Genomic DNA, 22,105 nt, shown 5'->3' with positions numbered 1-22,105 from the left:
GACCGATGTCGGATGACGGGGTTACTTCGTACCTCGTACTTCGTTCTTCGTACTTATATTTATATCCCAAATCCCAACTGTTCTATCATCACTCACCGAAATGAGGTGGTCGGAATATTTGCTCCAAAGCACCTTGTTGATCGAGGTGCCATGTCCGGCGTGGCGGGCCTTGTCGATCACTTTGAGAAGGCGAAAACTCTCCCCATCCCAAAGCTTGATTGATTTGTCCATGCTGCACGTGGCAAAATACCTTCCATCTTTTCTGAAAGATAAATAATTGATGGCAAATATATGAGCGGCAATGCTTTCTTTTTCCTCATATGTTTCTGCCTGCCAGATTTTAAGGTGCGCATCCCGCCCTCCGCTAACTAAATCGCCTGACTGCGGATGGTATCCCAGGGCAAAAACCGAGTTTTGGTGGCTTACCAAATGGGCTTTGGGCTTGAAGTCTTTGGAATCAAAAACTTTCACCGTATGATCGCTCATCCCGATGGCAAAATCCTCCCCATTTGGATGAAGCGCCAATACACGGACGCTTTTCTCCCCTATCTTCAAATGCCTGCTTACAGCCCGAGCTTCAATGTCCACCATGATCACCAAGCCGTCACCGGTGCAGACCATCAGCAGGTTATCCTTGACCTGGAGATCAAAGATGGCCGCAGAACTTATTTTTAACGACCATATCTCCTTTTTTGTATCCAGATCGATGACATGTATGCCTTCATAATTGTGCCCGGCAAATAGCCAACCACGCTTTTCGTCTATCTCCAGGGCATATACACTGTGCGGTAGGCGGGCCAGTAATTGTCCATCCTTTGGGTTTGCTTGATTCCACTGCACCACCATCCCATCACCTGAGCCTGTGAAGAAAATGCCTTTTGCAGCCCATTCGGCAAGAGCAAAAATACTATCGTTATGGCCAGTAAGGGTATGGAGTTTATTTACTTGAATATTTGACATATATTGCAGGCAGTAATCCTGAGTTCATTAAGGCATATGCAAACAAAAATAGAAAAAATAAGTCCTTTCTCTGCCCTGGCGATCAAGAATATTGAAGGGACGGAGGGTGAGGCACTAGATTTTTTAAGTTTCCGAGAAAAACTTTCCTACGCAAACATCAGCCATCCCGGCAAAAAAACCGAGTGGCGGGGAGCCAGACTGGCCATCAAGGAAGCTCTGGAATGCATACAGCACCCTTATCCGGGATTTTTCAAGGATGAGCATGGCAAGAGCCACCCCATGGACAATTATGGATATGTATCCCTCACCCACACCATGGGATTAGCTGCAGCGATTTTTCATAAAGAAATGCCGGTGGGTATAGATTTGGATTTTGTTAGGGAAAAGGTGGTGAGACTAGGACCTAAATTTCTTGACCCTTCGGAAATGGACTTCCTGGAAAATGACCCCTTACACTACACCATGGCTTGGTCGGTAAAAGAGTCTATCTTTAAGTGCCAGGGAAAAAGAGGAATCAGTTTGCGCCAAAATATACTGCTGCAGCCATTTGACTTGAATGCTAGGGTGGTGAAAGGCAAAGTGTATGACACCGAGTATACGGACCACCATTATCAGGTGCAGTTGGAAGTGGAGAAGGATGTGGTGTTGAGTTATACGATATGGTAGGAGACCGGAGACCGGAGACTGGAGACGGGAGACGGAAGACGGTAGTATCGAGTTTATTTAAAAAATAATTTGTATATCCATTTTATTGCCAGTAAATACTATCAACTAATGAAAAGTTGGCTGAAAGCTAGATTTACGGCCTCTTCGGTCTTCGGTCTTCTGACTTCCGGCTCCTTAAACAAGGAGTTAATGGTTACTGGCATCATTGCGGATAATCATAAAAAATAAATTAAATCTGGCTGAAATGAAAAGGTCGCTCTTGTTTCTGGTTTTGATGATTGGTCCTGTGCTGTTCTCCATGGCCCAGCGGGTGGAGAATTTTGCGCTCAAGGATGCCAATAGTGGATCAACTGTTTCATTAGATCAGCTAAATGACAAGCGGGGTACTGTTTTGATTTTCACCTCCAACACCTGTCCTTTTTCCAAACTTTATGAGGACAGAATTAAAGATATTGCCAGCAGGTTTAGTAACGATTTTTCTTTTGCCCTTATTAATCCACACGCGGGAAGCATCGAAGAAACGGAAAATGAAATGAAGGGCAGAAGCTTTCGCTTCCCTTATCTGATGGATGGGGAACAAAAAGTTACCAGAATGCTTCAAGCTAGCAAGCTCCCAGAAGTATTTGTGATCACCAGTGGCCCCACAGGTCAATCGGTGGTATATCAGGGCGCCATTGACAACAATCCCCAGGCCCCGGGTAGTGTTAGTCAGCGATATCTGGAAAATGCCCTCACCCAAATCCAGCGACGCTCCTCCCCTAGCCCCTCTCAAACTCGGGCAGTAGGCTGCAACATCCGCTCTAGGAGTGCTCGAAACTGAAAGTTAATCGTTCAGTAAATCCAGCAGGCCTTTTACCTCTTCTGTTTTTTCTACATCCCCAAGGCGCTCATAAGCTACGATCAAGTTGCGGAACATCCGCTTAATGATATCCATGCTCGAACAAGGCTCAAAAAACTCATCCTTAGGGGCTATTTTTAAATGCTCCAAATAGTGGTAAATATCAGATTTACTAAAGATCAAGCCTTTATTGAACGCATTTATATAAAAGGATTGCTCCTCATTCATGTAAATCAAGACAAATAGATTAGGTAAGTTGACCCCATGTACCGGAATACCTAGTTTTTGGGCTACCAGTAAATAAATTGCGCAAAGACTGATAGGGTTGCCTTTCTTGGTGGACAACACATTGCTAAGCATGCTGTTGCCAGGGGAATGGAAGTTTTTGGTGTTGGCCGAGAATTTCAGCCTGTTGAAAAGTACGTTGTTGATGATGCGGACCTGGTCGTAGGGTTGTAGGTCGTTTTTGAAAGAAGTCCAGACCTCAAAATATATCTGGTGCATTTCCCCGTTTAATTCATCAAATTCCAGATCGGGGTATTGGTAGGTATTGAGTATCCAAAGGCCGGTGAGCAGGTCTTGCTTTTCGGATTCCTTCCACTCCAGCAGGCGGCTTCTCAGCTGGGAAAGCTGCAACTCATGTACCAGTTCCTCAATTTCCTTCTGCACGGTGGGGTTGAAACTTTCCTCCCACTTCTGCTCCAGAAAGGGGATAATTTCCGTACCTAGCGAGATAATTTTACCCCTCACATGGTTGATCACCTCCCTGTCCTCATCATCGAGCAAGGAAACCAGTGCGTTCAATTCTTTGTCCGTCAAATTTTCCATCTTCCTTTCCTGCATCTTAAAAAAAACTGTTCCCAATAATTATAATATCAGGAACAGTTTTCAAATTTACAAACTTCCAAGCAGGAATTAAGTTTGGATCACTCCAACATTAAAACGCTCGGTTATGGGGGCATGATTAGCGGCTTCTATACCCATGCTCACTACTTTTCTGGTTTCCAGCGGATTGATCACCCCATCCACCCAAAGTCTAGCAGAGGCATAATAGGGGCTAAGTTCCTCATAGTATTTGTCTTGTATTTCCTTAAGCAACTTTTCCTCATCGTCCTTGGTAATTTGCTCTCCAGCTTTCTTGAGGCTGGCCACCTTGATCTGCAATAGAGTCTTTGCAGCAGAAGCACCACTCATCACAGCCATTTGAGCCGTAGGCCAGCTGAAGATCAAGCGTGGGTCATAGGCTTTTCCGCACATGGCGTAGTTGCCCGCACCATAGGAGTTACCAATGATAATGGTGAATTTTGGTACTACGGAATTAGCCATGGCGTTCACCATTTTGGCGCCATCCTTAATGATCCCACCATGTTCGGCCGTACTACCAACCATGAATCCACTTACATCATGGATGAAAAGTAAAGGGATTTTGCGTTGGTTGCAATTCATGATAAAGCGGGCTGCTTTGTCTGCAGAATCGGAATAGATCACCCCGCCCATCTGCATTTCGCCTTTCTTGTTTTTGACGATCTTGCGCTGGTTGGCAATGATACCGACAGCCCAGCCATCGATCCTGGCCGTGCCGCAAAGCAAGGTCTGCCCGTAGCTTTCTTTATACTCGTCAAATTCCGAGTTGTCGACAAACCTCCCGATAATCTCCCGCATGTCATAAGGTTTTACCCTATCTGAAGGAAACATTCCGAAGATTTCTTTTTCATCCTTTGCAGGTTTCTGAGGTTCAATACGGTCAAAACCGGCTGACTCAGGTGCTCCCAAGGTTGAAAATATTTTCTTTATAGCATCCAGGCACTCCTGATCTGTTTCGTATTTGTTGTCCGTCACGCCGGAAATCTCACAATGGGTGGTGGCCCCGCCCAAAGTTTCGTTGTCCACATCTTCACCGATGGCAGCTTTTACCAAATAAGATCCCGCAAGGAATATGGAGCCCGTTTTGTCCACAATTAAAGCCTCATCGGACATGATTGGCAAGTAAGCTCCTCCTGCCACACAACTGCCCATAATAGCGGCAACCTGCACAATGCCCATGGAGGACATTTTGGCGTTATTTCTAAACTGTCGACCGAAATGCTCTTTGTCAGGAAAAATCTCGTTTTGCATAGGAAGAAACACCCCGGCACTATCCACTAGGTAGATAATTGGGATCCTGTTTTCCATGGCGATCTCTTGGGCGCGGAGGTTTTTCTTGGCCGTCATGGGAAACCATGCCCCGGCTTTTACTGTGGCATCATTAGCAACGATCATGCACTGTCGGCCACTTACATAGCCGATACCGGTGACTACGCCTGCCGAGGGACATCCACCCTCTTCCTGGTACATGCCATCAGCGGCAAAAGCCCCGATTTCCAAAAATTGAGTATCCTTGTCGCGAAGGTAATCGATCCTTTCCCGGGCGGTAAGTTTGCCTTTTTCATGCTCTTTGGCTATTCTTTTCTCTCCGCCGCCCAGATGGACTTGTTTTAACTTTTTCTCTAGCTTATAAATGAGTTGCTTGTTCAGGTCCTCATTCTTATTGTATTCAAGATTCATCAAAAATTAATTATTGGGTTTATATGCTTTTGCTAAAATAGAAGCAATAAAAGTGATATCAAAAATAAAGTACAAAGAACGAAGTACGAAGTTTGGACTCCAACATCCGCCATCCGTCATCCAACATCCGTCACCCGACTTCCGTCATCCAACATCCTACACCATCACATCGACTCAATCTCTTCTTTATAAGCTTTGATAGAACGGTAAATTGCTGAAGCTACATACGTTTGTCCATTAGGACTGGCTAGAAACCGCTCCTCGGAGGAATTGGTTAGGAAACCTGTTTCAATGAGTACGCTTGGCATACTGGTCGTCCAAAGCACATAGAATGGAGCCTGCTTCACCCCACGGCTCTTTCTCTGCACTCTTGAGGTGAAGTCAGATTCTATCTTTTGGGCCAAGGAAAGTGAATTGGAAAAGTAGGCCTTCTGCATCAGGTTGAACATCATATAAGATTCAGGGCTTTTGGGGTCAAAACCTTCATAGTTTTCCTGATAGTCATCCTCCATAAGAATTACAGCATTCTCCCTTTTGACGATATCAAAATTGGCGTCAAAGTTTTTGCTACCCATAACATAGGTTTCCGTTCCAGCCACTCCCCTGTTGCCGGTGGCATTGCAGTGGATGGACACGAAAAGGTCGGCCTTGTTGCGGTTGGCGATGTTGGCTCTTTCCTTAAGGGGAATAAATACGTCAGTTTTCCGGGTATAGATCACTTCTACGCCTGGAAGGTTTTCCTCAATGTACTGCCCCACCTGAAGGGCGAGTTTTAGTGAAATATCTTTTTCGCGGGAAGAAGCCCCGGAAGTGCCAGGGTCATGCCCCCCATGTCCGGCATCGATTACGACCCTTTTGAGACGGAATTCGGGGGCCCGCTCACCAGTGGGGACAAATCCTGCAAAAAGCCCACAGAGTGTGAGAATCGAAATAATTAGAATATTTTTTGTAAGGGTTCGTTTCATAAACGTTAATAACATTAACTTTACGCAAAAATTGAAAATTTTTGATTAAACTAGAAATAATCTGTGCAGAAATATAGGTTTCTTCTCTTAACTTTCCTTTTATTATTCCTGCTTGATCTAGACGCTTTTAGCCAAGACCGTCGAGGCAGAAGACTGCCCGAAATGCGTGTTACCGCTCCTGATACAGTCATCAATCCCAACCTGCTTCCGCAGCCTGCTTGGCCTGACAGTATACCTATACCTGGCCCTGACACGCTTCCGGACGGCACCGATACTACAACGGTTGTGCCAAAGGGCGACATACAGACCCAGATAGATTATTACGCTGAAGACAGTATTATAACGGATTTCACTTCAAATAAAGTATATCTATACAATGATGCCTGGTTTGAATACGGAAACATTCGCCTCGACGCTGATTATATAGTCATTGATTGGGAAAAGAGCGAGCTTTACGCCTCCGGTATCACCGATACCCTGGGCAGTATTCAGGGAAATCCGGTTTTTAAGGAAGGCCCCGCCACCTATGAGATCCGGAAGGAGATGCGGTATAACTTCAAAACCCAAAAGGCCATCATCAGCGATGTGGTGACCGAGCAGGATGAAGGATTCCTGCGGGGGGAAACGGTAAAAAAAGACGATGACGGTAGCGTGTACCTGGCCGATGGTTTTTACACCACCTGTAACCTGGCCGAACCACATTGGCATATCGCATCAGGGAAAATCAAATCCATCAGAGGCAAGCATGTGATCGCCGGCCCTTTTAACCTCCACTTCAATAATATCCCCACCCCGCTAGGTTTGCCGTTTGGGATCATCCCTGATCAACAGGAAAAGGCCTCCGGTATACTCTTTCCCACCTATGGTGAAGAACAAGTAAGGGGTTTCTTTTTGAGAGATTTCGGCTATTATTTCGCTTTCAACGATTATATACATACCAGACTTACCGGGGAAATATTCTCTAAAGGTGGATATGGAGCCAAAGCCGCAACTCTTTACCGAAAAAGATACCGATACAGCGGAGGGTTCAACTTTGATTACCAAAGGTTCCAAAGTCCGGAAACAGAAGAGTTTCAGGTCGATTACAACGAATTTTGGGTCAACTGGCAGCATACCCCGGAATCCCGCGGAAACAGCCGTTTTTCCGCTTCGGTTAATGCCGGTACCACAACTTATAACAACGCAGTGGTAAACCCGGTGAACTTTGCCCGAAACATCAACGCAGAATTCACGTCCAACATCGCCTACAGCAAGACCTTTGCAGGTACTCCTTTCAGCATGTCGGTCAACCTACGACATTCGCAGAATATACAGACAGATGAAGTAAGGGTTGTCCTTCCTGATATTGCAATCAACATGAACCGGCAAAACCCATTTAGAAACGTTCAGTTTGAGCCTTTGAAGACTTTGAACGTAGCCTGGAACTTCAACGCACAGAACTCAATCAATAATTTAATAACAAACCCTTTGGGGGTCAACACACAGCCTCAATTTCAACAGGCAGATCCATTTGATCCCACCCAAGGCATTGATCCATTGATTGGCCCACCGGTATTGCCGTTTAACTTTGCCAACTTGCCACAGTTACTTAGGGAAGCGGATAATGGGTTCAGGCATACGATCCCGGTGACGTCCAACTTCACGCTTTTCCGTTATTTTACAGGTACGGCAGGCTTCAACTACACCGAGCTTTGGTATCTGAACCAAATCGATTACTTCTACAATGAGGAAGCCCAGCGTGTGGATCAGATCAGGTCTGACGGATTCAACAGAGCAGGTTTCTTCAATTCATCCTTTAACCTCTCGACCAACATCTACGGTTTTTATACCTTTAGAAAAGGCAGCAAGGTAGAGGCTGTGAGGCACCACATGCAACCAACTTTCGGGTTCAGCTATTCACCCAATTTTGCCGACCCACGTTATGGATACTTCCAGGAGGTACAGGTTGACGAATCGGGAAGAACACAGTTTTTCAGCCGTTATCAAGGTGCCATCTTTGGTGGGCCACCCTTGGGCGAAGCCCGATCGCTAAACCTTTCCATCAGAAACGTGGTGGAAGCCAAAGTAAAAACCTCCAATGATACCACTGGAACCGAGGAAACCAAAAAGGTGCCTGTGCTTCAAACCTTAAACCTTGCATCTAATTACAACATGGCAGCCGACTCTTTCAACTTGGCTCCTATCAACATCAATACGAGGACAGCATTCTTTGACCAGCGATTGAGCGTGTTTGTCTCTGCCACCATGGACCCCTATGCCACCCGTACAGTCACCAATGCCCAAGGTCAGCAAGCTGAGCAGCGGGTAAATGCATTTGCTTGGAACCGTGGCCAAGGCATAGGACGATTGCGGAACGCGACCCTAAACTTAAATGGCAGTATCAACCCGAGTCGTTCGGAAACAAGTCCGGGCGAAAGGCGGGATGAGATCACCAATGATTTTATGGCCCAGGGCGGGGTGATGAATGAGTTTGCCCAGAATGAAATAGACCGCATCGTAGCTGATCCAAGTCAATACATAGACTGGGAAATTCCGTGGAATCTGACTTTTGGCTACAACCTCAGTTACAACAGAGCCTTTACGGGTACAACAAACGTGACCCAGGCACTGAACGTGTCGGGTGATGTTAGTTTCTCCGAAAAGTGGAAGATCAACTTCAACACAGGTGTTGACCTTTCCACTACCCAGATCACCCAGTCCATGATTGGCATCGCCCGTGACCTTCACTGCTGGCAGATGAACGTCAACTGGATACCCTTCGGGAGGTTTACCTCCTACAACATTGATATCAGGGTGAAATCGTCGATACTTCAGGATTTGAAGGTGTCGAGGAGAAGAAGCTTCTTCGATTCGTTTAGGTAGGAAGAGACGGGAGACGGGAGACGGAAGACCGGAAAGGGGACACAGAGTTACTCGGAGTTAAGCACTGAGTTTCACGGAGCCCAGAGGCGGAAAAAATGGGGCACAAAGTCGCCCGAAGTAAAAAAAATAAGTCGCACAAAGGTAGTAAAATTCACGTTTTTTCGACCGAGTGACTCTTGGGAAGAATCTAAAACAAAAGGTCACGGAGTCCCACGCGGAAGAATGGGATACAATGGGCACTAAGGGCACAAAGGAATGAAAGAACACAAAGGCTGCTTCGCGGGTTAAAGTCCCTATTTTTTAGATGCTCCAGAATTTGAAATTACACAAAAAGAGATGACGTCAAGTTTCACGGAGCCCCGACGCGGAGGAATGAAAAACTAAACCGCAAAGTAACGAAGAAGCGCAAAGGAGAAATCTTTTCGGAAACTCAAAAACTTGAAAGGGTTGAGCTTTTATAGCTGAACATTTCCTACAGAAATAATAAACCAAAAAAAAGCCTGATCATCGCTGATCAGGCTTTTTTATTTATCATTTATTCTGGAATCTTACCAGATTCTAACTCTGTCTTCAGGGGCTTTGTACATGCCGTCGCCTTCCTGTACGTTGAATGCTTCGTAGAAGGCATCAATGTTCACAAGTGGACCGTTGCCGCGATACATGGCTGGAGAGTGAGGGTCAGTTTGGATCTGGGTTCTCAGGGCTTCTTCTCTGCTCTTAGTTCTCCAGATGGTGGCCCAAGAGATGAAGAATCTTTGCTCAGGTGTAAAACCGTCGATGGACTCAGGTCTGCCGTGCTCATCCAAGTGTTTTTTCAAACCGTCGAAAGCCACTAACACACCACCAAGGTCACCAATGTTTTCGCCCAAGGTAAGGCTTCCTTTTACATTCACGCCGTCCAATGGCTCGTAGGAATCATACTGAGCTACCAACTGACCGGTTCTTTCCTGGAAGTTTTCCAAGTCCTCATCCTGCCACCAGTTTCTCAAGTTTCCTTGTGCATCGTATCTGCTTCCTTGATCATCAAAACCATGGCTGATCTCATGACCGATTACGCCACCGATACCACCATAATTCACAGCAGCATCAGCTCTGTAATCATAGAAAGGAGGCTGAAGGATACCCGCTGGGAACACAATCTCGTTCCAAGTTGGGTTGTAATAGGCATTTACTGTCTGAGGAGTCATGAACCACTCATTCTTATCTATAGGCTTGCCTAATTTGGAGATGTTCTCGTTGAATCTGAATTCGGAGGACTTCATAGCATTATCAAAGTAACTTGCCGTTTCCGGATCACCGTCCACCTCTAGGTCAGCATAGCTTTTCCACTCATCAGGGAAACCGATCTTTACATTGAATGTACCCAATTTCTCAAGGGCTTTCTCTTTGGTCTCATCGGTCATCCAGTCAAGATTTCTGATTCTTTCACCCATGGCCAGCATGATGTTGTCCACCATTTCCTGGGCTTTCTCTTTGGCTTCCTGCGGGAAATACTCCTCCGTATAAAGCTTACCGATAGCCTCACCTGCTGCTCTTTCTGTAGTAGCAAGTACGCGCTTCCATCTTGGTCTCATCTCGTCGGTACCCTGAAGTTCCTTGCCGTAGAAATCGAAGTTGTTTTTCACAAAATCATAGCTAAGGTATGAAGAGGCACTGTTGACTACATTCCACTTCAAGTATTCCTGCCAAGTAGAGGCAGGAACTTCCTTGATAATCTTCTCCACTTCCTCCATAAATTTAGGCGTAGAAACAATCACCTCTTCGGTATCTGCATTGAGCTCTGCCAAATAGCCTTTCCAGTCAAATGAAGGCGTAAGCTTGTTCATTTCGCTCAAAGTGTATTTGTTGTAGCGACCTTCTGGGTCGCGCATTTCAATTCTGGTCTTACTGGCTTTTGCCAATCTAGTCTCCAAATCCATGATACGCTGCGCGGCTCCTTCGGCATCATCCACGTTGGCCAACTTCAAGGCTGAGGCTACATGCTTCTGATACTTTTGGCGAAGATCGTTGAACTTCTCGTTGTCCTCCACATAATAATCACGGTCAGGAAGACCCAAACCGCTTTGGGAAACGTAAAGAGCCATTTTCTCAGAATCCTTTAGGTCGGTGTTGACACCAAGTCCGAAGAAGGCGCCTCCGCCTTTTTTCTGCTGCTTGACCATGTAGGCCTGCAGATCTTCCACGTTGCTGATCTGGTCGATTTCCTCAAACCACGGCTTCAAAGGCTCCATGCCTCTATTTTCTGCCAAGGTGCTGTCCATACCTATACGATAGAAGTCAGCGGCTTTTCTCTGGTCAGATCCTTCCTGGAACTCATCGCTTTCGGAAGCTTTTTCCAACACACGTAATACCGCCTCATTGTTGAATTCGCGAAGCTCATTAAAGCTTCCCCAACGACCCTGATCGCCAGGAATCTCAGTTTTTTCTAGCCAACCACCGTTCACAAACTGGAAAAAGTCATCCTGTGGGCGCGTGGTGGAATCCATGTAATTCAAATTGATGGCTTGCACTTCTCCTCCTTCGGTAACGGAGGACTGCTGGGAACAGCCGACCATCAACAGGCCGGTAAAGGCAGCGCCAAAACCTAAATAAGTAAATCGATTCATATATTATATTGGTTATTGATTTTTCTGTCAGCCAATTTAAGAAAAAAAGGCTATACGCACTAATGGGTTTATTTTAACGGCATTGCCCCGGGCGGGGAGACCGAAGACCGAAGACCGAAACAGCGGCTAATGTGAATTCTGACCAAAAATCAATCAGGTTTTGTCATTTACTCGTATGGTTGCGATATACAGAAAACAAAAACACCTCCCGGATTTCTCCGAAAGGTGCTCTAGAATTTTAGCTGTTATATTCTAACTATTCAACCCATTTGGCCACTTCTTCTTTTGAAGGGTTTTTGGCGTCGAGTTTTAGCTTTTTGCGCTTGCCGCACACATCATTGAAAAGCTTATTAGCATCCTGTTCTTTCAGCTGGTCGATCGTATGGATGTTCAGCTCACGGATGGCAGGAATCAATGCTGGATCAACTCCCTGCTTGATGAAATCCTCATCGGTGGCGATACTTACTTTCTTCTCAGGTCTCATTTGCGGGAAGAACAACACTTCTTGGATAGTCGACTTATTGGTAAGTAACATGGTTAATCTGTCGATCCCTATTCCTAGACCGGAAGTAGGAGGCATACCGTACTCCAAAGACCTTAGGAAGTCATCATCCATAGCCATAGCTTCGTCATCCCCTCTTTCTGCAAGTTTCAGCTGCTCTTCAAACCTTTCTCTCTGATCGATTGGGTCATTAAGCTCAGAGTATGCGTTGGCAATCTCTTTACCATTTACGAAAAGTTCAAACCTTTCGACAAGGCCTTCTTCAGTTCTATGCTTTTTCGCCAAAGGCGTCATTTCTATCGGATAATCTGTGATGTAGGTCGGCTGAATCAAATTTGCCTCCACTTTTTCACCAAAGATTTCGTCAATTAACTTGCCACGGCCCATGGTGTCATCCACTTCAATGTCGAAATCGGAGCAAACCTGACGAAGGCCCGCCTCGTCCATTTTGCTTACGTCCACATCAGCATACTCATTGATGGAGTCATACATGGTCAATCTGCGATAAGGTCCGGCAAAGTCAATTTCCTTGTCCCCAACTTTTACTTTGGAGGTACCGTGAACCGAAACGGTCACCTTCTCCAAAAGATCTTCCACCATTTCCATCATCCAAATGTAGTCTTTATAGGCCACATAGATTTCCATGGAGGTGAATTCCGGGTTATGGGTTCTATCCATACCCTCGTTTCGGAACATTTTACCAAACTCATATACTCCATCAAAACCGCCTACGATCAACCTTTTTAGGTACAGCTCATTGGCAATCCTTAAATATAAAGGCATGTCCAGCGTGTTATGGAAGGTATTGAACGGACGAGCCGCTGCACCACCGTGCACTGCCTGAAGAATAGGGGTTTCAACTTCCAGCCAGTTGTGGTCGTCAAAATACCTTCTCATGTTGGAAATGATCCTGGAACGGGTCACGAATACGTCCTTCACATCGGGGTTGACGGTAAGGTCAACGTATCTTTGTCTGTAGCGGAGTTCAGGGTCAGTAAAACCGTCAAAAACATTTCCGTCATCATCTCTTTTCACCACCGGAAGCGGCTTCACAGACTTGGAAAGGATTTTCAGTTCTGTAACGTGCAGGGAGATCTCACCGGTTTGGGTGGTGAAGATATACCCTTTCACCCCGATGAAGTCACCGATACCTAAAAGTTTTTTGAAAACCGTATTGTAGAAAGTCTTATCATCTTCAGAACAAATATCGTCCCTTCTGATGTAGATCTGCAGCCTTCCGGTGGAATCCTGGATTTCGGCAAAAGAAGCCGAGCCCATGATCCTGCGGCTCATCAGCCTTCCAGCAATGGTTACATTTTTATAATCGTTCTTTCTGTTCTCGTAGTTTCTATGAATATCGCTTGCGGTGACATTGACCGGAAAGGATTCGGCCGGATAGGGATTAATCCCCAGCTTCATCAATTCCTCACGGTCTTTTCTTCGCTCTAATTCCTGCTCGCTTAATAATTGCATTGATATTGGTGAATTTTTGCTACTTTATTTATTGTTTTTAATTGCCTTTCTACGGGCAATTTCTTTTTTAATCAAATCAAATTCACGGCTGGATTGGCCGGCCATGCTAGTATTTTCCTCTGCCCTTCGGGCCAAATAGGGCATGACGCTTTCCACTGGACCGTATGGCACATATTTCATCACGTTGTAACCTGCCTTGGCTAGGTTGAAGGAAATGTTGTCACTCATGCCGTAAAGCTGGGCAAAGAACATTCTTTCATCATCCGGCTTGAGTCCGTGAAGGGACATCAACTCTGTCAGCATGACATTACTGAGTTCATTGTGAGAGCCGCTCACCAAAAACACCCTCTGCTTATTGTTGATACAAAATTGCAAAGCATCATTGTAGTCTTTGTCAGAAGCTTCCTTGGTAGGCTGAATAGGGCTTTCGTAACCCATATCCAAAGCGCGCTGTCTTTCTTTTTCCATATAGGCGCCCCTAACCAGTTTCACTCCAAGATAATATTGCTTTGCCACAGCGTCCAAATGGGCACCTTTCAGCCTTTGAAGCATGTCATGCCTGTACATCTGGTAAGTGTTGTACACGATGGCAGTCTCCCTATTATATTTTTCCATGGCCTCGTAGACCATGTCATCTATTACATCCTGAAACCAACTTTCCTCTGCATCCACCAAGATTCTAACTTTGGCATCATGCGCAGCTTTGCAAAGCTCGTCAAATCTTCCCCTCAACCTTTCAAACGAAGCCTGTTCCTCATCCGAAAGCGGTTCTTTTTCCTGGATTTTGGTCATGATTTCAAAATCCCCCAGTCCCGTCACCTTAAAGACCGCAAATGATATGTGCATAGATTTGGCGGCCTTTTCTATGGTCTTGAGAATTTCCTCTTTGGTGTTGTCAAAACTCTCCTCATCTCCCTCACCTTCCACCGAGTAATCCAAAATCGACCCTATATTGTACTTCCCTAGATCCAGAGCGGTACCATGACAATCTTCAATAGTCTCTCCACCACAAAAGTGTCCAAACATCGTAGCCTTCATCAATCCCTTAACTGGAAATTTCAGCTTAAATGCTAAATTTGTCATCTTAATGCCTAGCTTGACGGCAGTCTGATTATTCATGGTAGCGAAAATGGCGTACATCTTCCTCAAATCTGCGTCAGTCTTGGATTCAAAAGCTACCTGAAGATCATCAAAGGAAATTTTGGGTTCTGTTCTCATACATGATGCTCTATAGTATATTTGGGTGGGACCGGTAGCCTAGGCTCCCCTATCCGCATGCAAATATATCAAAAAAACCCCTACTGCCTTATAATTGTTAATTGATTTATTAGCCTTGAGCATACATGAACAAAGATTTGATTCTTAAGAAAATAGGAGACTGGAACCAAGGTTTCAGTTACCCCCTCTATATAGCCGGACCCTGCAGTGTGGAAACCCCTGAGCAGTTGGACCAAACGGTCGATCATCTCGTCCAGCAGGGCATTCGTACCATCCGTGCGGGAGTTTGGAAACCTAGAACCCGTCCAAACAGCTTTGAAGGTGTAGGAGCGATTGCCCTTCCTTGGATCCAGGAAGTGAAGGAAAAACACGGGGTTAAATTCGCCATCGAGGTGGCCTCTCCCGCTCATGTGGAAGAAGCCTTGAAGGCAGGCATCGACGTTATATGGATTGGTGCACGCTCTACGGTCAATCCCTTTACCGTGCAGGATATAGCTGACAGTTTGAAAGGTGTGGACATACCTGTGCTCATCAAAAACCCCATCAATCCTGATTTAGCACTCTGGATCGGGGCCATAGAAAGAATAGCCCAAGCCGGAATTACCAACATAGGTGCCATCCACCGGGGTTTTTCCAATTTCAATGACACCAAATACCGTAATTCACCTACTTGGCAGATACCGATAGAGTTGAAATCCCTCTTCCCGGATTTACCGTTACTATGTGACCCCAGCCATATCTGCGGAAACAGAGACCTGATCCCACACATTGCCCAAAAAGCACTTGATTTGAGTTTTGACGGGTTGATCATAGAATCGCATGTCAATCCGGATAAGGCTTGGTCAGATGGTGCCCAGCAGTTAACCCCGTCCGACTTAGGTGGGCTTTTGCATCAATTGAAAACCAGAAAGGTGGCTTTGGACGATCCTGAACTGCAATCCCAACTGGATATTATCAGGGAGCAGATTGATGATGTAGACAGGGAGATATTGGAGCTTCTCAGCCAAAGGATGAGTTTGGTTGAAAAAGTGGGCCAGTATAAAAAGCTCAACAATGTGGCCATCCTGCAAATGGAAAGATGGAATAAAGTCTTTCAGACGCGGCCCGAGTGGGCCAAGGCATTGAATCTAAAAGAGTCATTTGCCAAAGATCTTTTCAAGCTTATCCACACTGAATCTATTAAAAAGCAGACCGAGGTGATGGAGGGGAAATAAGCCTCCATTGCCCAGTTTTGAACAAAGTAGCTTTAAATCAATTTATAAGAAATGATGAAAGCGGTTATTTTTAAAATAAACAGCATACTTTTCCTAATCATTGCCTTAGCTGCGATTTTTTATCTGGGAGCGGGATTTCTCAAACCTCTGGTGTTTGCTTTCTTTTTTGCCACATTGATGAGACCGGTGGCTAATTTTATGGAAAGAAAAAGTCTGCCACGCATGCTTGCGGCGCTGTTATGTGTTTTGATTGTCTTCTTTACGATCTCAGGCCTAATAATTCTGATAGTAGCTCAATTGGGCCATTTTGCAGAAGGACTGCCTGAAATGGGTGAGCAACTGGAAGAACTCGTAGCTGCCCTACAGCAAAGTATCTCTAATATAACTGGCATATCTCCAGAAAGGCAATCCAGCTTATTTGAAGAAAGGTCAGACGGAATGGCCGAGGGTATACAGGCATGGGTGCAAAGCTTTTTGGCAGGCTTGTTCAATACTTTGGGTCACTTTTTTCTTACTATGGTTTATCTCTTCCTATTGCTGACTAACAGGGGCAGGATCCGAAAATTCATGTTGGAATACAGCGGTGATAATAAGGATACCACCCAAAGAGTGATAGAAAGGTCTGCTACGGTTTCCCATCATTATTTGTGGGGAAGGATCAAGGTGATGTCAATTTTGGGCGGCATGTACCTGATCACATTTTTGGCTTTTGACATCAGGTTTGCACTGCTATTTACAGTAGTCGGTGCACTGCTAACTATCATCCCATATATAGGCCCCCTGATGAGTGGGGTGATGCCGGTAGCATTTACCATGGTGGAAGGCGAAAGTACTTCCTTTATCCTGGCATTTGCGGCTGTAGTTTTAGTGATACAGCTTATCGAAAGCTACATACTTGAACCACTAATTATTGGAGACGAAGTAAATCTTGCTCCTTTGTATATCATCATCGCCATTGTCATCGGGGGCATGCTTTGGGGAATCTTGGGCATGATATTGTTTGTACCTCTATTTGCTATTTTCCGAATCGTGGCTGAGAACACCCCTAGGTTAAAGCCCATTGGAAGGTTAATTAGCAATAAGGAATAGGTAAGGCATTTCAAGTAATTATGCCCAATTTATCTTTTCAGGAAGTAATGGTAAATCTCGAACGCGAGACCCAGTAGCAGCGAAAACCGCATTGGCAATAGCAGCCGAAACAGGGCCTTGTGCAGCCTCCCCTGCCCCAAGGGGTTCTTCTTCGGGACGGTCGATGACATGGACTTCTATTTCGGGCACATGGGAAAAACGCATAATGGGATAGGAAGCCCAGGTGTTGCTCACAATTCCGTTGCTGTCATACTTCACTTCTTCAAATAAGGTCCAGCTTGCCGATTGGATCATCCCCCCTTCAGTTTGATTTTTCAAACCGTCAAGGTTAATTGTTTGCCCAGCATCGATCACCCCCACCATTTTCTTCACTTTAAAATCTTTGTTGCCAGGGTCGGCCTCCACCAAAGCAGCCACCGCAAAGTAGCTGGCTGCGTTTTTATACTTGGCAAAAGACAAACCCCAACCTTGATTGTTATTATTTTTGCGATTTGCCCAGTCAATTTTTTTAGCGAGTGTTTCCAACACCTCTTTGGCGCGATCATCGCCCAAATGCCTTAGCCTTATCTCCAAAGGATCGGTTCCGCTTTTATGGGCAAGCTCATCCATGAAGGATTCCAATGCAAAAATGTTCCCATATGCTCCCAGTCCCCTCATGGCGGAGGTTCTCAATGGTGTGGAAAAATCATGGTGCACAATTTCCCTGGCAAATCCATAAAGCGGAACGGCATTCCGGTAACTTCCCGCCGAAAATCCCCCAGCTTCAAATTTCTTTGGGTTTTCCAAAGTATTAGCGGCTATAAAATGACCCGCCTTTCCGCCAGGTCTGGCACTGTGGGCATCGGACCAAAGCTCGGTTTTCCAGGCTTCAATATTCCCTGAGTCGTCCACAATCCCTTTCATTTTGAAAGCCATGGCCGAGCCATAGGGCTCCCAACTGTGCTCATCCATCCGCATCCATTGAACTCGAATAGGTGGACCGGGATGTGCCGCGGCCAAAAGTGCGGCGTCGGCACCGGCATCGTCGGCCCCGTTGTGTCCATAGCAACCTGAACCAGGAACCCCGATCACACGAATATTGTCTTCACTCATTCCGAGCAGATCGGCAATAGTCCTTTTCATGGGATAAACTCCCTGGGTGTGGGACCAAATGGTAAGTTTTCCGTTGTCCATCTGGGCAATCGCACAAGAAGGTCCGATTGACCCGTGCATTTGGAAAGGGCGAGTATAAGCCGTTTCCAAAATCTCCCCCCGATCTTCCCAGCCCGAAGGAAGGCTATTCTCAATGCTATTCCCATTATCCTCCGCCCCAAACATCTTGTCAAACAACTCCTCTTGCGGTGGATCCAATACCTTTTCCTCCCATTGGGACCCCATTTGCAAGCGCTGCAATCCCTTGACAGCATCATATTCCCATTCGGCCAAAACGGCCAAAAAACTACCATCTCGGACAGTCTTGATTACGCCAGGCAATCCTTCTACCTCTTCTTTGGGAAAATTAATCAATTTAGCCCCATAAGATGGAGGACGCATTACTCTTGCGTGAATCATTCCCGGAAGGCGAAGATCCTGTACGTATAAGGTTTTTCCAGTAACCATGGCCAAAATATCTTCCCTGGGTTCTGGCCTACCAATTATTTTATAATCTTTTGGGTCTTTCTTGGGTGCCTCCCCGGTGATATTTCCCTCCAAGGATCTTCCCTGCAACACATCCCAATAGGACGCTGACTCCCCTCCATTTTGACTGATCCTCCCGTTAGAAACGGTTAAGTTATCAGGCGATGTCCCCCACTTTTCAGCCGCTTTATCTAATAATATCTTTCTTGCCTCAGCTGCGGCATTCCTTATCGTTTTGCCACTTCCCTCGATGGAATTGCTCCCTGCCGTATAGCGCTCATCTTGGGTTTTACCTGTATCGGCAATGATGATCTCCACCTTGTCCATTTCCACATCCAGTTCCTCGGCAGCTATCTGACGAAGGGCGGCCTTGATCCCCTGCCCTAGTTCCATCTTTCCTGTCAACACGGTCACCTTTCCATCAGGATTCAGCCGGATCCAAGAATCAACTGCATCCCTTCCTTTATCGACCCATTCAACCATTTCATTGGCTTGATTTGGGGTGCAAAAGGCAAGTGGGAGCAGATTAAACCCTACGAGGACCTGTCCGGATTGCTTAAGAAATTTGCGGCGGTTGATATCGGATAGTTTCATGAGGAAAAAATTATAGGGTGGAGGAATTCATTTTTTCAGAAGAAAGCTTCACGGCTTTGATGAATCTTGAATGAGTACCACATCGGCACAACACCCTTTGAAGAGCTTCTTTAATCTCTTCATCCGTTGGGTCGGGGTTTTGGTCCAAAAGTGCTTTTGCTGAAATGACCATCCCATTGACACAGTAACCGCATTGGGCAGCCTGGGTTTCGATGAAGGCCTGCTGAATGGGATGCAAATTTTCCCCATCAGCTAAAGATTCAATGGTTTGAATTTCCACTTCCTCTAGACTTCCGCAGGTTCTCATGCAACTGGGTTCGGCCTGACCATCCAGCAGTACCATACAGCTCCCGCACTGTTCGAGCCCGCAGCCATACTTTGCCCCGTTGAGTTCGAGTTCATTTCTTAAAGGATAAAGAAGTGGGGTGTTGGGGTCAATTTGAAGGGTGTGTTCCTTGCCGTTTACATTGAGGCGGATTTCCTTGATCATGGGGAGTGGTAGTTAATTGAAAAACAACAATATCCCCAAGGTAAAAAATTATGGGCAGAAAATTAAGGTGAAAAGTAAGAAGTGAGAGGTAAGAAGGTGACTTCTTACTTCTCACTTTTTACCTCTTATTTTACCTCTTACTATTTTCTTTCGAAAACCCGTTGCCCACCGATGTATGTCTCCTGTATTTTCAACTCCCTGAGAGACTCTTCTGGTGCTTCCATAAGGTCTTCGTTAAGGATGACGAAATCGGCCAGCTTACCGGGTTCGATGCTTCCTTTATAATCTTCCTCGAAGTTGGCAAAAGCTCCCCAGATAGTCATACCCCGCATGGCATCCTCACGGCTTAGCTTGTTGTCCATTTGGAAACCTTCCTCAGGCCAGTTCTCAGCATCTCTTCTGGCAACAGCCGAATGGAAACCGTACAAAGGATTGATGAATTCAACCGGGAAATCGCTTCCCAATGCCAATTTACCATTTTGATCAAGTAGATCCTGGAAAGTATAGGCAGTTTTGATTCTGTCGGGACCCAATCTGTCCTCTGCCCAATACATGTCAGATGTGGCGTGTGTAGGCTGCACGGAGGGGATGACGCTGTATTTGGCAAACTTGCCGATATCCTCACGGCTCACAATCTGTGCATGTTCAATTCTCCATCGCAAGTCATTTTCAGTTTTAAGCACTTTAGCATAAATATCAAGCAAAGTCCTGTTAGCCGAATCGCCAATACAGTGGGTGTTCATCTGAAAACCGTTCTCATGCATCTCGAAGGCCAGTTTTTCAAACTCCTCAGGGGTGTTGAGCAAAAAGCCCTGCTCATGGGGATCATCATGATAAGGCTCTAACAACGCCGCACCTCTAGAGCCTAATGCACCGTCGCCGTATATTTTAAAACTTCTTACTGTTAGGTGGTCATCTTGATAGGTCCCTTTTTCAAAATAATGCTTTCTGTTTTCCTCTGTTGGGTTGACCATGGCGTAAATCCTCATTTTAAGAGATCCATCCTTATGCATGTCATGCATCAGCTCGATGGTAGACCTGTCCAGTCCGGCGTCCACCACAGAGGTTAAACCTACCTCGAAGCAGTTTTCTTGGGCTGCTTTTAGGGCATCTCTGCTTTCTTGGTCAGTAGCTTCAGGAATATGCTTAGAGACAAGCCCGATAGCATTATCGATAAGGGTACCCGTTGGCTGGCCGTCTTTCAGGATCACTTTGCCTCCGAGAATTTCGGTATTTGCATCCACTCCACCAAGGTCCAAAGCCATTTGGTTGGCCAATGCGGCATGACCATCAACCCTAGTCAGAAGTACAGGCGTGTCAGGATAAAGTTCGTCCAGTTTTTCCTTGGATGGAAAGCTTTTGTCAGGCCAAAGGTTCTGGTCCCAACCTCTACCTAGTAGCCATTCTTGTTGCGGATGAGACTCGCGGTGGCTTTTTATCCTTTCCAACAGTTCCTCGAAGGTTTTCGCCCCGACAAGGTCCGCTACTTGCAACCCGGTACCATAGCGGTAAAAGTGAGCATGGCTATCAATCAAGCCTGGGTAAACGAATTTTCCTTCAAGGTCAGTCACTTTATCTGCTTGGAAGGCTTCCTGAATTTGGACCTTTGTGCCTACTCCGACAAACTTCCCATCTTTCACAGCAAAGGCTTCGGCCTTGCTAAAAGCTTCGTCCACGGTATAAATTTTACCGTTTAGGAAAATCTGGTCGGCCTTCTGCATCTGGGCCTGGGCGGCCGTGCCGATCCCAAAAGCTATGAGGGTATTGAGTATTATTTTATTCATATATATAGATTGTTTCTTTAAGTTTGCAAGATGATGGAACCCCAAATCAACTATTCCATGCCAGTCCTCAACCTGCCTCCCGTGGAGGTACAGGTGGATGAAATAGATGGTAAAATAAGCATTTTTGATTCACTACGAAAGAAGTATTTGGTTTTGACACCTGAGGAATGGGTGAGACAACACATTATTTTATATTTGGTACAATATAAGGAGTACCCCAGATCTCTTTTTGCTTTGGAAAAAGGACTTAAATACAACACCATGCAGAAAAGATTTGACGTGATGGTGATGGATCGGGATGGGAAACCTTTTCTTCTAGTTGAGTGTAAGGCTCCAGATGTGAAATTGACCCAGAAGACCGTGGAACAGGTAAGTGTGTACAACAAGATCCTCGGCGCCCCAAATCTTTGCATCAGCAATGGCCTTCAGCATATTTGCCTGGCTTGGGAGGAGGAAAAGGGGCAGTTTAGACAGTTATCGCAGTTCCCGGATTTCGGGTAAAAAAAGCTGCACCTCGAAAAAAAGTTTCACGCATCGCCGCAACGATAAAAACGCAAGGGCGCAGAGGCAATTGACTGAAAAATAATTTTTTATATAGATTCCATCCGACAGAACTAGAATAATTTCACGCGGCGGCGCAACGAAAAAAATCGCAAAGGGCGCAGAGATCTAGATTGAAAATC

16 protein-coding genes are annotated in these 22,105 nt (G+C 45.7%); 6 read left to right on the top strand and 10 right to left on the bottom strand.

The genetic code is table 11. The features are described 5' to 3' along the window. Positions 1–21 precede the first annotated feature (21 nt). Positions 22–960 (bottom strand): WD40 repeat domain-containing protein, encoded by a 939-nt coding sequence (locus FPL27_RS05405; protein WP_143960117.1) that lies wholly within the window; start codon positions 958–960, stop codon positions 22–24. Positions 961–996: 36 nt separating this feature from the next. On the opposite strand from FPL27_RS05405, the gene FPL27_RS05400 reads away from it, so the two are divergent. Both FPL27_RS05400 and FPL27_RS05395 read left to right on the top strand, forming a co-directional pair. After that, positions 997–1,626: a 4'-phosphopantetheinyl transferase family protein gene (locus tag FPL27_RS05400; protein ID WP_143960116.1), complete on the top strand. Its 630-nt coding sequence runs from the start codon at positions 997–999 to the stop codon at positions 1,624–1,626. Positions 1,627–1,870: 244 nt separating this feature from the next. Continuing rightward, positions 1,871–2,446 carry a redoxin domain-containing protein gene (locus FPL27_RS05395; RefSeq protein WP_143960115.1) on the top strand — a complete coding sequence of 192 codons (576 nt, stop codon included), beginning with the start codon at positions 1,871–1,873 and terminating at the stop codon, positions 2,444–2,446. Positions 2,447–2,449: 3 nt separating this feature from the next. Here the strand turns inward: FPL27_RS05395 and FPL27_RS05390 are convergent, their stop codons facing one another. The 3 genes from FPL27_RS05390 to FPL27_RS05380 form a co-directional block, all read right to left on the bottom strand. Beyond that, complete coding sequence (locus FPL27_RS05390) at positions 2,450–3,292, bottom strand: transglutaminase-like domain-containing protein (protein ID WP_143960114.1); 843 nt, start codon at positions 3,290–3,292, stop codon at positions 2,450–2,452. A gap of 87 nt (positions 3,293–3,379) precedes the next feature. Further along, positions 3,380–5,008: an acyl-CoA carboxylase subunit beta gene (locus FPL27_RS05385; protein WP_143960113.1), complete on the bottom strand. Its 1,629-nt coding sequence runs from the start codon at positions 5,006–5,008 to the stop codon at positions 3,380–3,382. A gap of 164 nt (positions 5,009–5,172) precedes the next feature. Beyond that, on the bottom strand, positions 5,173–5,973 hold the full coding sequence (locus FPL27_RS05380) for an N-acetylmuramoyl-L-alanine amidase family protein (RefSeq protein ID WP_143960112.1): 801 nt from the start codon (positions 5,971–5,973) through the stop codon (positions 5,173–5,175). A gap of 63 nt (positions 5,974–6,036) precedes the next feature. Between FPL27_RS05380 and FPL27_RS05375 the strand changes: the two genes are divergently transcribed. Further along, a complete protein-coding gene (locus tag FPL27_RS05375) occupies positions 6,037–8,835 on the top strand; it encodes a putative LPS assembly protein LptD (protein ID WP_143960111.1) in 2,799 nt (932 codons plus the stop codon). Between the two features lie 548 nt (positions 8,836–9,383). Here the strand turns inward: FPL27_RS05375 and FPL27_RS05370 are convergent. From FPL27_RS05370 to FPL27_RS05360, 3 genes are all read right to left on the bottom strand, one after another. After that, positions 9,384–11,441: a M13 family metallopeptidase gene (locus FPL27_RS05370; protein WP_235893372.1), complete on the bottom strand. Its 2,058-nt coding sequence runs from the start codon at positions 11,439–11,441 to the stop codon at positions 9,384–9,386. A gap of 256 nt (positions 11,442–11,697) precedes the next feature. Then, entirely contained in the window at positions 11,698–13,416 is a 1,719-nt protein-coding gene (gene lysS / locus FPL27_RS05365) for a lysine--tRNA ligase (protein ID WP_143960110.1), read from the bottom strand. 24 nt (positions 13,417–13,440) lie between these two features. Continuing rightward, positions 13,441–14,634, bottom strand: a complete 1,194-nt coding sequence (locus FPL27_RS05360) for a proline dehydrogenase family protein (protein WP_143960109.1) — start codon at positions 14,632–14,634, stop codon at positions 13,441–13,443. A gap of 125 nt (positions 14,635–14,759) precedes the next feature. On the opposite strand from FPL27_RS05360, the gene FPL27_RS05355 reads away from it, so the two are divergent. Both FPL27_RS05355 and FPL27_RS05350 read left to right on the top strand, forming a co-directional pair. Beyond that, a complete protein-coding gene (locus FPL27_RS05355) occupies positions 14,760–15,848 on the top strand; it encodes a bifunctional 3-deoxy-7-phosphoheptulonate synthase/chorismate mutase type II (RefSeq protein ID WP_143960108.1) in 1,089 nt (362 codons plus the stop codon). A gap of 51 nt (positions 15,849–15,899) precedes the next feature. Continuing rightward, a complete protein-coding gene (locus tag FPL27_RS05350; protein ID WP_143960107.1) occupies positions 15,900–16,937 on the top strand; it encodes an AI-2E family transporter in 1,038 nt (345 codons plus the stop codon). An 18-nt stretch (positions 16,938–16,955) separates the two neighbouring features. Here the strand turns inward: FPL27_RS05350 and FPL27_RS05345 are convergent, their stop codons facing one another. The 3 genes from FPL27_RS05345 to FPL27_RS05335 all read right to left on the bottom strand — a co-directional run bounded on the left by FPL27_RS05345 (position 16,956) and on the right by FPL27_RS05335 (position 21,422). Continuing rightward, positions 16,956–19,148, bottom strand: a complete 2,193-nt coding sequence (locus FPL27_RS05345; protein ID WP_143960106.1) for a xanthine dehydrogenase family protein molybdopterin-binding subunit — start codon at positions 19,146–19,148, stop codon at positions 16,956–16,958. Between the two features lie 10 nt (positions 19,149–19,158). Then, a complete protein-coding gene (locus FPL27_RS05340) occupies positions 19,159–19,638 on the bottom strand; it encodes a (2Fe-2S)-binding protein (protein ID WP_143960105.1) in 480 nt (159 codons plus the stop codon). 140 nt (positions 19,639–19,778) lie between these two features. Beyond that, positions 19,779–21,422 (bottom strand): amidohydrolase, encoded by a 1,644-nt coding sequence (locus tag FPL27_RS05335; protein WP_143960104.1) that lies wholly within the window; start codon positions 21,420–21,422, stop codon positions 19,779–19,781. A gap of 30 nt (positions 21,423–21,452) precedes the next feature. Between FPL27_RS05335 and FPL27_RS05330 the strand changes: the two genes are divergently transcribed. Beyond that, positions 21,453–21,923, top strand: a complete 471-nt coding sequence (locus FPL27_RS05330) for a type I restriction enzyme HsdR N-terminal domain-containing protein (RefSeq protein ID WP_317129427.1) — start codon at positions 21,453–21,455, stop codon at positions 21,921–21,923. Positions 21,924–22,105: the final 182 nt, after the last annotated feature.

The organism is Litoribacter populi, from assembly GCF_007483685.1.
GTDB lineage: Bacteria > Bacteroidota > Bacteroidia > Cytophagales > Cyclobacteriaceae > Litoribacter > Litoribacter populi.
This window is presented reverse-complemented; position numbering and strand designations above follow the sequence as displayed.